Source organism: Agreia bicolorata (genome assembly GCF_000938265.1).
GTDB lineage: Bacteria > Actinomycetota > Actinomycetes > Actinomycetales > Microbacteriaceae > Agreia > Agreia bicolorata.
On the sequence record NZ_JYFC01000002.1, the window covers coordinates 324,573 to 337,507 of the forward strand.

Consider the following 12,935-nt stretch of genomic DNA (forward strand, 5'->3'; position numbering starts at 1 on the left):
AGGGAAGAATGAACAGCATGAGCAACAGCTATGCCCAGGCCGGCGTCGACACCCACGCCGGAGACCTCGCCGTCGAGCTGATGAAGGCCGCGGTCTCGAACACGCACGGCCCTCAGGTCGTCGGCGGATTCGGCGGTTTCGCCGGACTCTTCGACGTGTCTGCTCTCAAGCAGTTCGATCGCCCCCTGCTGGCCACGTCGACCGACGGCGTGGGCACGAAGGTGGCCATCGCACAGGCCATCGACAAGCACGACACCATCGGGCAAGACCTGGTGGGTATGGTCGTCGATGACATCATCGTCGTCGGCGCCACACCTCTCTTCATGACCGACTACATCGCCTGCGGCAAGGTCGTTCCCGAGCGCATCGCCGACATCGTCGCCGGCATCGCGCGTGCGTGCTCCGACACGGGCACGGCGCTCGTCGGCGGCGAGACTGCGGAGCACCCAGGCCTGCTCGGCCCCGACGACTACGACGTAGCGGGTGCGGCGGTCGGCGCTGTCGAGGCCGATGAGCTTCTCGGGGCACACCTCGTCGAAGACGGCGACGTCGTGCTCGCGCTCGCATCGTCAGGGCTGCACTCCAACGGATTCTCGCTCGTGCGGCACATCCTCTCGTCTCGCGGAATCGGTTACACCGATTCGTCGTCCGAACTCGGGGGCGTTGTCGGAGAGATTCTGCTCGAGCCCACTCGCCTCTACACCTCGCCCCTGCTGCGCGTGCTCGGCGACCCCGCGCTCGCCGGCGCCATCCACTCTTTGTCGCATGTCACCGGCGGCGGCATCGCCGCGAATCTGGCACGAGTGCTTCCGCGTGGGTCGTGGGTCGAGCTGGAGCGGTCGACGTGGTCGCCCGCGCCCGTGTTCCGAGTGCTCTCAGCCCTCGCGGGCTCGACCCTCGAGAGTTCGGAGGGCACCTGGAACCTGGGCATCGGAATGTTCGCGGTGGTGAAGGCCGATGCTTCCGACGCGGTTGCGGCCGCCCTGACCGCCGATGGCATTCCTACCTGGCAGGCGGGTGTCGTGTCGCTGGGCCAGCACGATCTCAACGGATTCGAGCAGGGAGCCAAGGGCGTCGATGGGGGAGCTGTGCGACTCGTTGGGCAGTTCGCCAGCTGATATCGGGGCCGTTCGGCCTTTATATGCGAACAGAAGAATATAACGGAACTGTAACGAGAGCTTGAGATCGGCCGAGATCAAGCGCTACTGTCGGTGAGCACGCCAACCCGGGCGTCCACGATTGAGGAAGGGAGTTGATGGCAATGGACAAGAACGATGCGATCGCGCGATGCGATTCCCGCACCCACCCCCTTATCCCGGCGCTCCTCCCTTCGGCTGTCATCGACTGAATCAAGCGAGCAGCGCCTCCACTTCTCTCGGAGGACACTCTCGTGTTTCGTTCAACCACCGGCGCCGACCTCGGCGCCGTTCTCTCCTTCTCGTCCCCCGGCCCCGGCCCGTGGGTAGACGCCCTGCAGTTCCTCGCTGGCCAAGATGCCGGCAACTATCGTGACGAGTGGACCTGGCTCGCCTTCCTCGACGGACGCCCGCTCGCCCGCGGCATCTGGTGGGGGCCGGCATCCTCGTCACACCCGACCCGGCTCGACTGCCTGCTGGTCGACCCGAGTGTGCCGCATCCGGAGGTGTGGAGCGGGGCCCTCGTGCGGTCGGCGACCCGCGCCTTCATCGAGGCGGGTTCGCCTCTGCTGCCGGAGGAGGCTCCCGTTCCGCGCCCCGCGGTGGTGTCGACGAGGCGACTGTGACCCACAGCGACGGATGTTGCCGGTCGACCGGCAACATCCGTCGCGACCGGCAACAGACGTGGCTTGGGCCGGTTACGCCGTGAGTCTGCTGAGTAACTCTCGGTAGCGCGCGGCCGTCTGCTCCACGATCGCCGTGGGAAGCTCTGGGGGCGGACCGGCATTCGGATCCGTCGTGTTCCAGTTGGCAGAGAGCCAGTTGCGCACGATCTGCTTGTCGAAGCTGGCGAGACGATCACCGGCGGCGTACGCCTCCGCGTCCCAGTAGCGGCTCGAATCGCTCGTGAGCACCTCATCGGCCAGGGTGATCTCGCCCGAGACGCGGTCGGCGCCGAACTCGAACTTGGTATCGGCGAGGATCACCCCGCGGGCCTCGGCGATGGCGGATGCCCGCGAATAGATCTCGAGCGAAAGCGCGCGCAGGCGCTCGGCCACGTCGGCGCCGACGAGTTCGATCGTTCGCTCGAACGTGATGTTCTCGTCGTGATCGCCCAGCTCGGCCTTGAATGCAGGGGTGTAGATGGGTTCGGGCAGACGATCGCCGTTCTCGAGACCGGAAGGCAGGGCGACGCCGCACACGGACTGGGACTCGAGATACTCCTTCCAGCCTGAGCCGGAGAGGTAGCCGCGCACCACGCACTCGATGGGGAACATGTCGAGGGGTTTAACCAGCATGGCGCGCCCCGCGACCTCGACCGGCACATCGGCCTGGTCTCCGACGAGATGATTCGGGATGCCCGACAGCTGGTCGAACCACCAGAGGCTCAGGGTGGTGAGCAACTCGCCCTTGCCCGGGATGCCGGGCTCGAGCACGTGGTCGTAGGCGCTGACCCTGTCGCTGGCGACGACCAGCAGGGTCTCGGCGTCGTCGATGCTCACTGCGTCGGTGGGGATGTAGAGGTCGCGCACCTTGCCGCTGTAGACGTCGGTGAAGCCCTCGATCTCGATCGTCATGCCGTGGCCACCTTCGCGGCGATGTCGCTGCGGTGCTGCGAGCCTTCGAGCCCGATCAGATCGACAGCCTCGTACACCCGGCGTCTGGCCTCGGCGAAATCGGATGCGGTGGAGACGACACTCAGCACGCGTCCTCCCGTGGCGACGAGCTCGCCGTTCTTCACGGCTGTGGCCGCGTGGGCGATGTGTGTTCCCGCCACAGCCTCCGCCTCGGAAAGGCCCGCGAGCACGCGCCCCGTGACGGGCGTGCCCGGGTAGTTCTCGCTCGCTACCACGACGGTGACTGCGACGTCGCTCGAGAATGACGGGCGGGGCTGATCAACGAGGGTGCCGCTCGCCGCGGCGAAGAGCAGTTCGCTGAGCGGCGTCTCGAGCCGCGGCAGCACGACCTGGGTCTCAGGGTCGCCGAAGCGAGCGTTGAACTCGATGACGCGAATCCCGTCGCGGGTAAGGATCAGCCCGCAGTACAGCAGACCGATGAACGGCTTCTCCTCGGCCGCGAGCTGTCTGATCGTGGGCAGCGCGATCGTGTCGATGACCTCATCGACGAAGGCGGCTTCACTGCCGAATTGCTCGTCGAGCCAGGGCAGGGGCGAGTACGCACCCATGCCGCCCGTGTTCGGGCCGGCATCGCCGTCTGCAAGTCGCTTGTAATCCTGTGCGGGAGACAGAGGGCGAACCGTGTGCCCGTCGCTGACCAGGAAAAGCGAGACCTCTTCTCCGTCGAGGAACTCCTCTATGAGCACCTCGCCGTGGCCCAGCCAGTGCCGGGCGTGCTCAAGGGCGGCGTCGCGACTCTCGGTGACCAGAACGCCCTTGCCCGCGGCCAGTCCGTCGGCCTTGACCACGTAGGGCGCGCCGAATTCATCGAGGATGCGCTCCGCGTCGGAGAGAGTGCCTGCGCGTTCGGCGCGGCCGGTCGGTACTCCGGCCTCCGCCATGATGTGCTTCGCGAACGTCTTGCTGCCTTCGAGGGCAGCGGCCTCGCGGCTCGGTCCGAAGACGGGGATTCCCCGTTTGCGCAGCGCGTCGGCGACCCCGGCCACCAACGGCGCCTCCGGCCCGACGACGACGAGATCGATGTCGCCGTCCTGCGCGAAATCGACCACGGCATCCGGGTCTTCCGCGTCGATGCCGACGACGGGAACGACGAGCGCGATGCCCGCGTTACCCGGCGCCGCAACGATGTCGTGTTGACCGGGCTCATTCAGGAGCGCGGTGACGATGGCATGCTCGCGCGCGCCGGATCCGAGAACAAGAATCTTCACAGCCACAGCTTAGCTTCGAAGAATTTTTCAGATCGCCGTCATGAACACGTACCTGCCGACTCTCTATCTATGAAGGCGGTGGGAGACACAGCCGGAACAACTCCACAGAACTTCGTACGGCGACGCGATTTCCCCCCATCTCACGTCGCCGTACGAACCACACTCGTGCGGCAGATCACTGACCTCCCCCCAAGTCGATCTGCCGCACGACACCTCTCGGCACGTCATACGCTGAGAGCTATGGCAAAGACACGCATTCGACCTCTCGATGGAGAAGCGGCCATCGCGGCCACGACGGCAGAGGGCGTTGCGGCCTCGCGTGACGCGACTGCCACGGCCACGCGCTATCTGCTTCAGTGCCTCGCAGACGCGGCCCAGGGCAACACGGTTGAGGTTCGGGTTCCGCCGTTCGGCGCGGTGCAGTGCATCGAGGGTCCCGGCCACACCCGCGGCACTCCGCCCAACGTCGTCGAGATGGATGCCGCCACCTGGCTCGAGTTGGCGACCGGCCGCCTCTCGTGGGCCGACGGCGTGGCTGCCGCGCGCATCCACGCTTCTGGACAAAGGGCGGATCTCACCGGCTACGTGCCGGTCGAGCGCCCCTAAGATCAGTCGCGTACTGCCGCGACGGCCTCGACTTCGACCAGCTGATTCGGGTAGCCGAGCACGGTCACGCCGAGCAGCGTGCTCGGCACGTCGTGGTCGCCGAAGGCGTCGCGCACGACATTCCACGCGGTCACGAGATCAGGCTGCTGCGTCGTCGCGACAAGAACACGGGTCGATAGAACGTCGTGCAGCGTCGCTCCGGCCGCTTCGAGGGCCGTTTCGAGGTTCTGCATGCAGAGTCGGGCCTGGGCGGCGATGTCGCCCCGACCCGTGACCTCGCCGTCTGGATCGAGTGGGCAGGCGCCCGCGAGAAAGACGAGCCGCGCGTGGGCGGGAGCCGTCGAAGCATACGCGTAGGGGGCCGACTGGGCGAGGGAGTCCGAGCGGATGAGCGTGACAGCGGTCATGCATCCAGCCTAGCGACGCGGGTTTTTTGCGAGCTCAGAACCCGACGGCCATCCGGATGCCGAGGGCCAGCATGACCACGGCGATCACGGCATCCAGAATGCGCCACGAATTCGGCCGGGCGAAGAACGGGCGGAGTAACCGCGCGCCGAAGCCGAGGGCACTGAACCAGAGGAGGCTGCCGAGCATGGCCCCGCCAGCCCACCACCAGCGCTCTGCCGGCCCCTGTTGATTGGCGACCGAGCCGAGGAAGACGATGGTGTCGAGGTAGACGTGAGGGTTGAGCCAGGTCAGCGCCAGCGTGGTCAGGGCAGCGGTCTTCACCGAGATCGACCCGTGCTGGGCCGCCGGCTCGAGCGTCTGCGGGCGCACAACGCGACGCGCGGCCAGGAGTCCGTAGACGATGAGAAAGGCAGAGCCGACAATGCGGATGATCACCAGCGCTACGGGCGCTCTCTCGATCACCACGCCGATTCCGAGTACTCCTGCGGCGATGAGCACGGCGTCGGAGATGGCGCAGATCGCGACGATCGCGACGACGATACGCAGCCTGCCTGCGATCCCAAGCCGGAGAACATAGGCGTTTTGCGCACCGATGGCGATGATCAGCGCGAGCCCGGTGCCGAGGCCGAAAACAGCGGGAAGAAGCGTGGTCTCGAGGGGCATGTTCCGACGGTAGGAGATGGTGTTCGATTGGTACAGCTAATCTTTCTAACGACGGATTAGAGGAGCTAATGTCAGCGTTTCAACTCGATCATCTGCAGACGCTCCTTGCCGTCGTCGAAGAGGCGAGTTTCGACGCGGCCGCACGCCGACTGCGCGTGACTCCGTCGGCGGTGTCGCAACGGATCAAAGCTCTCGAACAGGCCTCGGGCCAGATTCTGCTGCAGCGCACGACCCCGGTGATGCCTACAGAGGCGGGGTCGATCGTGCTGCGGCTGGCGCGGCAGGTCTCCCTCCTCGAGGCTGATGCCCGATCGGCTCTGCACGCGGATAAGGGCGAGGGCTGGTTTCCCCTCGCGGTCGCGGTCAACGCCGACAGCCTGGCGACCTGGTTTCTCGAGGCCGTCTCACCCTTGGTCGAGGCGGGCGGCGTCGCCTTCGACATCCACCGCGAAGACCAGGAGCACACGACCTCGCTGCTGCGTTCTGGAACGGTGATGGCGGCGGTGACATCGACGTCCGACGCCGTGCAGGGATGCTCGGTCGAACCGCTCGGAGCGATGCGCTACCTGGCTGTGTGCTCGCCTCGATTCCGGTCGGATCACGCGATCGTGCCGGGAGACGGTTCGGCACTGGCTCGAGCGCCGAGAGTCGACTTCGACAGGCGTGACGAACTGCAGGCCGAGTTCGTTCGGCGCGCCGCCGGCCCGGCCTCTGTCGCATTGCAGCCTCGGCACTTCGTGCCCACGTCGAGCGACTTCGCCCGTGCCGTCGTGCTCGGCTTCGGGTGGGCCATGCTGCCCGAGCAGCAGTGCGCAGCCGAGATCGTGTCTGGACGCCTGATCGAGCTTGCGCCCGGCAGCTTCACCGAGGTTCGGCTGTTCTGGCAGCGATGGAATCTCGCGTCCACCATGCTCGACTCGGTCACCGACGCCGTTCGTCGCGGAGCGCGTGCGTCATTGCACCCATTCGATCAGTCCTAGCGCGTTCGACCGGCGACCGGCCTTAGTGAGGCTTCGTCGAGACCACGATCGAGGTGTCGTAGTCGTCGGAGTACTCGATGCGGCTCCGCAGTCCGGCCCGCTCGAACAACTCGACCGATCGCGGCGCCTGCCGCTCGCTCGCCTCGACCAGTACGTGGCCGCCGGGAGCGAGCCACGCGCGGCATTCAGCGGCCACGCGACGCTGTACGTCGAGGCCGTCGTCGCCGCCGTCGAGTGCAAGGGCCGCCTCGAAGAGCCGGGCCTCTGGCGGCATCGAGCCGATCGCATCCGTTGGCACATAGGGGGTGTTGCAGACGAGCACATCGACGTGCCCGCGCAGCCCGTTGGGCAGCGGCTCGAACAGGTCGCCGCAGACGACGACGGCCGGATGCGGGAGGTTGCGTCGGGCGGTAGCCACTGCGCGGGGATCGATGTCGGCCGCGTAGATTTCTGCCGCAGGCGCGGACGGCCCCCGCGATTCGCGCATCGCCACAGCGATCGCGCCCGATCCGCAGCAGAGATCGAGAACAATCGGATGCTCATGCCCGGGTACAAGCTCGGTCTCGCGCACAAGCTCGGCGGCGCGGGTCGCAAGAAACTCGGTTCGTCGACGCGGAACGAAGACACCCTCGTCGACCAGAACCCGGATGCCGGCGAACTCGGCCCAGCCGAGGAGATGCTCGAGAGGAACCCCTGAGACGCGCCGAGCCACAAGGGCATCGAGTGCATCGCGATCGATCGTCGAACCGTCGCTCGTCGCTTCGATGAGCAGCCGTGCCTCGTCTTCGGCGAACACACACCCCGCGGCGCGCAGGGTGAGCACGGTTCGGTCGAGATCCATCAGACGATTATGCTCTCGGGGCACGGCGACCGCCCGGCAATGTGCGAGACAATGGGGTGTGGCTCATCCCGACGACTCGACTTCTTCTGCCCCTGCCAGCGCAACGCACGAGGTGGTGGTGCGGCGATCGCCGCGCTTCGTGCGATTTATTGCCGTGGGAATCGCGCTCGCCATTCTCGTCACGCTGATTCTGACCTTCGTGTTTCCCGAGCAGCCGAACTATTCGAGGGCTCAGGTCTTCGGCTTCGTCGGAATCATTCTGGTGACCGTGTTCATCGGCCTGTCGGCCGCCGTCGCTATCGGAGTCGACCGAGCCTCGAGCCGACGCGCACGAACCGTCGTGATGACGACGAGCGAGCGGGTCGAAGGCGATGCTGAGATCAGCGCCGACGTGAAGCCAGGCGACGGCTCGGCGAACTAGGCGCGCTTCTGGCGCGGCTCGTCGGAGTCGAGCAGCTCTGGGTTCACAACGGTGACACCATCGAGTTCGGACTCGTCGTCGTCTTCGTCGATCCACTTGGAGTAATCGGGCTCACCGTCGGAAGGGTGGCTCAATTCGCGCTCGAGCGCGGAGTAGTTGGTGTCGGGACTGAAATACTTCAGCTCGCGAGCAACCTTGGTGTGCTTAGCTTTTTGACGGCCGCGCCCCATGCGAGACCCCCTCACCTCTCGGGCCGGGGGATGAGAACGCCACCCGGGAGTCGAATAACTTACAAAACTTGCGCCAGTTTAGCACCTACTACTGCTGCGACCTCGCGTGCCGTCGTTCCTGGCGAGGCGTACGAGCAACCGGGCGCATGGGTTCTCCCCGGCGTTCCGCTCCGGGCAGCGGGCGCGACCTGCGGCCGTAGATGACCTCGGAGGAGTCGAGAAGCCAGGGCACCAGGGCGATAGTGACGCCGTGCACCAGCATCAGGCGCTTGCGGATGCGACGCGCCTTGTGGTTATGCAGGAGGGTCTCCCACCAGTGGCCGACGATGTAGATGGGCGTGTAGACGGTCACCACTTCGGAGCCGTGGGTCGTGCGCCGCTTCGCTATGTACTCACAGAGCGGCTCAGCCACCTCTCTGTAGGGAGAGACGATGATCTTGAGAGGCACTGAGATGTTCATCTCTCTCCAGGCCTTCTCGAGAGCGTTCGTCGAATCCTCGTCGATCGAGAGGTGTACGGCCTCGATGCTGTCGTGCTGGGCTGCGATCGCGTAGTCGAGGGCCTTGAGAACGGGCTTCTGCATGCGCCCGACGAGCACGATCGCGTGATCGCCGTCAGCGCCGAAGGTCGTGGTGGCGTCGACCTCGATCTCCTTGTTCACGTCGCGGTAGTAGCGGTTGACTCCCAGCATCAGCACGTAGAGCACGGGCATGATCGCGAAGACCAGCCAGGCGCCGTGGGTGAACTTGGTGATGGTGACCACAAGGAGCACGACGGCGGTGAGCAGGGCGCCGAAGGCGTTGATCGCCAGGCCGCGCCATACGGCTCCGCGGTTCGAGCATCCGCCCTTCAGCATTCCCCACCAGTGCTTGACCATTCCGGTCTGCCCCAGGGTGAACGACACGAAGACGCCGATGATGTAGAGCTGGATCAGGTGGGTGAGGCTGGCCTGGTACACCACGATGATGAGCGTGGCGAACAGCCCGAGGATGAGCACACCGTTCGAGAAGACGAGGCGGTCACCGCGGGTGAGCAGCGACTTCGGGGCATAAGAGTCTTTGGCCAGAACGGAGCCGAGCAGTGGGAATCCGTTGAAGGCCGTGTTCGCGGCGAGCAGCAGAACAGCAGCGGTGGCCGCCTGGATCACGTAGAACAGCACGGAGTTGTTGCCGAAGACGCTCGAAGCGATCTGCGCGATCAGGCTGCGCTGCGGTTCGGTCTGGCAGTTCTGGAATCCGATGAGGTGGCAGGCGTCTTCTGCGTAGTGCACGCGGGAGATGAGCGCGAGGGTGACAAGCCCGGCGAAGAGCGCGATGGCGATGCTTCCCATCAGCACCAGGGTGCGCTGCGCGTTCTTCACCTTGGGGGTGCGGAACGCCGGCACGCCGTTCGAGATGGCCTCGACGCCGGTGAGGGCGCTGCAGCCGCTCGAGAAGGCGCGCAGAAGAAGCAGGATGACGGCGGCCTGGCCGAGATTCTCGGCTTTGACGCCGTAGTCGGCCGACTCGGCCACGGGCGCATGGCCGAACGCCGCCTGGCCGAGCCCGACGATGATCATCAGCGCCACGCTGCCGACGAAGAGGTAGGTGGGGATGGCGAAGGCCTTGCTCGACTCGGCGACGCCGCGCAGGTTGACGGCGGCGAGCACGATCACGAAGAAGACGGCGATTTCGACGCGGTAGCTGTTGAGAAAAGGCAGGGCCGAGATGATGTTGTCGACGCCGGAAGCCACGGACACGGCAACGGTCAGAACGTAGTCGACGAGCAGCGCCGATGCCACGACGAGTCCGGCCTTCTCGCCGAGGTTCTTGTGGGCGACCTCGTAGTCTCCGCCGCCCGAGGGATACGCCTTGACCAGCTGGCGATACGACGCCACGACCACCACCAGCAGCAGCACGACCGCTGCGGCGACCCAGGGCGCGAAGCTCAAGAAGGCGAGACCGCCGATGAGCAGAATCATCAGCAGCTCCTGCGGCGCGTATGCCACAGAGGAGAGCGGGTCGCTGGCGAAGATGGGCAGTGCGAGCCGCTTCGGAAGAAGCTGCCCTTCGAGTTTGTCGGTCGGGAGCGGTTCGCCGATAAACCAGCGTTTTGCCGACTTGACTTCGTTAGTCACGAGTGAGAACACTACTCCGCGCGAACCTCATGTCAATGTGGCTCGGGCTGAGCGCGGTCACGATTGACTACGTCGATACGGCCGGTGCGGATGTCGAGGGCGAGCAGCCGCGTCATCGCTCGGCTCGGTAGGCCGCGCGAACGCTGAGTGCCTCGCGTGCCTCGTCGAGCAGAGGCTGATAAAAGGACGCCCTGTACGCGGGGGCGGTCGACACGGAGACCAGAAAGTTGAGCGACGAGACGCAGCTGAGAAAGACGGCGGTCTTCAGCATCGCCGTTCGCACCGGCAGTTCGATGCCCAGAAGTTGCGCGTTTGCGCCATAGCCGCCGAGCCAGCTGTTCAGCACCTCGTCGCTGAACGCGAGCATGCCGAGAACGACGAGGAAGACGCAGACGAGAGCGGCGAAGAGCGCCACCTGAAAGGCCTGCGCCATCACCACGACGATGCCGAGGTTGAACCGCTCGAGCGACGTCAGAGGCGGCCCCTCGGTCTCAGGTGCCAGGTGGAGGGCGGACAGCTCTGTGCGCATGATCGGAACGGTGAACAGGAGGCCGAGCACGAGGAAGAACAGTGCGACGCCGACAAGTCGCGGCGCGGTTATGCTTGCCGTCACCTCCCACAGGGCACGCGCGAAATAGGCGAAGACCACCACGAGCATCAGGATGGGCAGCGCCCGCGTGGCGAGCTGACCCAAGGCCCCGAACTGCCGCACCGCAGCGCGCAGCGCCCAGGAGAGCAACGCTCCTATTCCGAGCCAGGTGAGGCCGATGGCGGCGACGGCGACGGCGGTGTTCTGAACGAGAGACTCGACGGGGTCGCCGAATCCGATGATGCCGAAGACCAGAGGATCGACCACCAGATAGAGAATGAGCGTGACGAGGGCGACCGGCCCCTTCGCGCGTGCCCGGGAACGCAGAAGATGGGCTGTCCATACCCCGAGCAGGGCGGGAACCACCGGAACGGCAGCAACGAGGAGCAAGGCCACGAGCGCCAGTGCCAGCTCGCTTGCCGAGGCGGTGTCGAGATCGACAGCGACCTCGAGAACCACTGAACTCAGCACATCGAAGGCCAGAGCGAACACCAGAAAGGGGGCGGTGCGCGCCAGCAGCGCTCTCGATCGAGCACGCGGTGCCACGAAATACGGCAGCCCGTGCAGGCGAAGCCAGCGCTCGGTGTCGCGGTCCCCCATGGCCCCTCCCATAAGATTGTGGCTTATCCACCCGCTGGCAGCCGGCCGGTGGGCGACTTACGGAAGCCGTTATGCCCACATCTCCTCTTGATTCTGTCATTGCCCTCGCCAAGCGCCGAGGATTCGTCTTTCCGACCGGAGAGATCTATGGCGGCACTCGCAGTGCCTGGGATTACGGGCCCCTCGGCGTGGAGCTCAAAGAGAACATCAAGCGGCAGTGGTGGAAGTTCATGGTTCAGAGCCGTGACAACGTCGTCGGCCTCGACTCGGCGGTCATTCTTCCGCGCCAGGTATGGGAGGCCTCCGGCCACGTCGAGGTATTCAACGACCCGATGGTCGAGTCGCTCGCGACCAACAAGCGCTACCGCGCCGATCACCTGCTCGAGGCCTACGAGGCCAAGCACGGGCATCCGCCGGTCAACGGCCTCGCCGACGTGCGCGACCCCGATACCGGCAATGTCGGCCAGTGGTCGGAGGTCAAGAAGTTCTCGGGAATGCTGAAGACCACTCTCGGCGTGCTCGAAGACGAGTCGGGCATGGCGTATCTGCGGCCCGAGACCGCCCAGGGAATCTTCGTGGACTTCGCCACGGTGCTCAACACCTCGAGGCAGAAGCCGCCGTTCGGCATCGCCCAGGTCGGCAAGGCGTTCCGCAACGAGATCACCCCCGGAAACTTCATCTTCCGCACCCGCGAGTTCGAGCAGATGGAGATGGAGTACTTCGTGCAGCCCGGCACCGATGAAGAGGCGCACCAGTACTGGATCGACCAGAGCTGGGAGTGGTTTGTCGGCCTCGGAATCAACCCGGAGAACATCCGCCAGTTCGAGCACCCTCAAGAGAAGCTGTCGCACTACTCGAAGCGCACCGTCGACATCGAGTACCGCTTCCAGTTCCCGGGCAGCCAGTGGGGCGAGCTCATGGGTGTCGCCAACCGCACCGACTTCGACCTCAAGACGCACTCCGAGGCGTCGGGAACCGACCTGTCGTACTTCGACCAGACGTCGAACGAGCGCTGGATTCCCTACGTGATCGAGCCGTCATTCGGTCTGACCCGGGCGCTTATGGCCTTCCTGGTCGACTCGTACCACGAAGACGAGGCCCCGAACTCGAAGGGCGGTGTCGACAAGCGCACGGTGCTGAAGCTCGACCCGCGCATCGCGCCCGTCAAGGCCGCCGTGCTGCCGCTGTCGCGCAACGAGGCGCTTTCGCCTCTGGCTCGCAAGGTGGCGCAGGACCTGCGCCAGAGCTGGAACGTCGACTTCGACGACGCCGGCGCCATCGGTCGCCGCTACCGTCGCCAAGACGAGATCGGCACACCGTTCGCGATCACGGTCGACTTCGAGTCTCTTGAAGACAACGCCGTGACGGTGCGCGAGCGCGACTCGATGGCGCAGGAGCGCGTGTCGCTCGACCGCCTGCACGGATACCTGGCCGAGAGGCTCATCGGCGCCTAGTCGGTAGCGGGCTCCGCCGCATCACAAAGTGCGGCGGAGCGCTAGC

General features: G+C 65.7%; 14 protein-coding genes. 6 read left to right on the forward strand and 8 right to left on the reverse strand.

Going from position 1 to position 12,935, the window contains the following annotated elements:
• Positions 1-17 precede the first annotated feature (17 nt).
• On the forward strand, positions 18-1,118 hold the full coding sequence (gene purM, locus TZ00_RS05015) for a phosphoribosylformylglycinamidine cyclo-ligase (RefSeq protein WP_420796225.1): 1,101 nt from the start codon (positions 18-20) through the stop codon (positions 1,116-1,118).
• Between the two features lie 272 nt (positions 1,119-1,390).
• Complete coding sequence (locus TZ00_RS05020) at positions 1,391-1,762, forward strand: hypothetical protein (RefSeq protein WP_044439757.1); 372 nt, start codon at positions 1,391-1,393, stop codon at positions 1,760-1,762.
• 72 nt (positions 1,763-1,834) lie between these two features.
• On the opposite strand, the gene TZ00_RS05025 is transcribed toward TZ00_RS05020, so the two are convergent.
• Together TZ00_RS05025 and purD are read right to left on the reverse strand one after the other, a co-directional pair.
• Positions 1,835-2,713 carry a phosphoribosylaminoimidazolesuccinocarboxamide synthase gene (locus TZ00_RS05025; protein ID WP_044439758.1) on the reverse strand — a complete coding sequence of 293 codons (879 nt, stop codon included), beginning with the start codon at positions 2,711-2,713 and terminating at the stop codon, positions 1,835-1,837.
• Complete coding sequence (purD, locus tag TZ00_RS05030; protein ID WP_044440339.1) at positions 2,710-3,981, reverse strand: phosphoribosylamine--glycine ligase; 1,272 nt, start codon at positions 3,979-3,981, stop codon at positions 2,710-2,712. The genes TZ00_RS05025 and purD overlap by 4 nt, the downstream gene beginning before the upstream one ends.
• 240 nt (positions 3,982-4,221) lie before the next feature.
• On the opposite strand from purD, the gene TZ00_RS05035 reads away from it, so the two are divergent.
• Positions 4,222-4,587: a sterol carrier family protein gene (locus TZ00_RS05035; protein WP_044439760.1), complete on the forward strand. Its 366-nt coding sequence runs from the start codon at positions 4,222-4,224 to the stop codon at positions 4,585-4,587.
• A 2-nt stretch (positions 4,588-4,589) separates the two neighbouring features.
• Here the strand turns inward: TZ00_RS05035 and TZ00_RS05040 are convergent, their stop codons facing one another.
• Positions 4,590-4,994 carry a RidA family protein gene (locus TZ00_RS05040; protein WP_044439762.1) on the reverse strand — a complete coding sequence of 135 codons (405 nt, stop codon included), beginning with the start codon at positions 4,992-4,994 and terminating at the stop codon, positions 4,590-4,592.
• A 34-nt stretch (positions 4,995-5,028) separates the two neighbouring features.
• Positions 5,029-5,658: a LysE/ArgO family amino acid transporter gene (locus TZ00_RS05045; protein WP_044439764.1), complete on the reverse strand. Its 630-nt coding sequence runs from the start codon at positions 5,656-5,658 to the stop codon at positions 5,029-5,031.
• A 68-nt stretch (positions 5,659-5,726) separates the two neighbouring features.
• Between TZ00_RS05045 and TZ00_RS05050 the strand changes: the two genes are divergently transcribed.
• Positions 5,727-6,638: a LysR family transcriptional regulator ArgP gene (locus tag TZ00_RS05050; RefSeq protein WP_044439766.1), complete on the forward strand. Its 912-nt coding sequence runs from the start codon at positions 5,727-5,729 to the stop codon at positions 6,636-6,638.
• A 22-nt stretch (positions 6,639-6,660) separates the two neighbouring features.
• On the opposite strand, the gene TZ00_RS05055 is transcribed toward TZ00_RS05050, so the two are convergent.
• On the reverse strand, positions 6,661-7,479 hold the full coding sequence (locus tag TZ00_RS05055; RefSeq protein ID WP_152631090.1) for a putative protein N(5)-glutamine methyltransferase: 819 nt from the start codon (positions 7,477-7,479) through the stop codon (positions 6,661-6,663).
• Between the two features lie 58 nt (positions 7,480-7,537).
• Between TZ00_RS05055 and TZ00_RS05060 the strand changes: the two genes are divergently transcribed.
• Positions 7,538-7,900 carry a hypothetical protein gene (locus tag TZ00_RS05060; RefSeq protein ID WP_044439768.1) on the forward strand — a complete coding sequence of 121 codons (363 nt, stop codon included), beginning with the start codon at positions 7,538-7,540 and terminating at the stop codon, positions 7,898-7,900.
• On the opposite strand, the gene TZ00_RS05065 is transcribed toward TZ00_RS05060, so the two are convergent.
• The 3 genes from TZ00_RS05065 to TZ00_RS05075 all read right to left on the reverse strand — a co-directional run bounded on the left by TZ00_RS05065 (position 7,897) and on the right by TZ00_RS05075 (position 11,435).
• On the reverse strand, positions 7,897-8,130 hold the full coding sequence (locus TZ00_RS05065) for a DUF3073 domain-containing protein (RefSeq protein WP_044439770.1): 234 nt from the start codon (positions 8,128-8,130) through the stop codon (positions 7,897-7,899). The two genes, TZ00_RS05060 and TZ00_RS05065, sit on opposite strands and share 4 nt — an antisense overlap.
• Positions 8,131-8,218: 88 nt before the next feature.
• Positions 8,219-10,246, reverse strand: a complete 2,028-nt coding sequence (locus tag TZ00_RS05070; RefSeq protein ID WP_238579584.1) for an APC family permease — start codon at positions 10,244-10,246, stop codon at positions 8,219-8,221.
• 112 nt (positions 10,247-10,358) lie between these two features.
• Positions 10,359-11,435, reverse strand: a complete 1,077-nt coding sequence (locus TZ00_RS05075; protein ID WP_044439773.1) for a hypothetical protein — start codon at positions 11,433-11,435, stop codon at positions 10,359-10,361.
• A 71-nt stretch (positions 11,436-11,506) separates the two neighbouring features.
• Here TZ00_RS05075 and TZ00_RS05080 point away from each other — a divergent pair, with 71 nt between their 5' ends.
• The gene (locus TZ00_RS05080; protein ID WP_044439774.1) at positions 11,507-12,889 is read left to right on the forward strand and encodes a glycine--tRNA ligase; all 1,383 of its coding nucleotides are present in this window, start codon (positions 11,507-11,509) and stop codon (positions 12,887-12,889) included.
• The last annotated feature ends 46 nt before the right edge of the window (positions 12,890-12,935 follow it).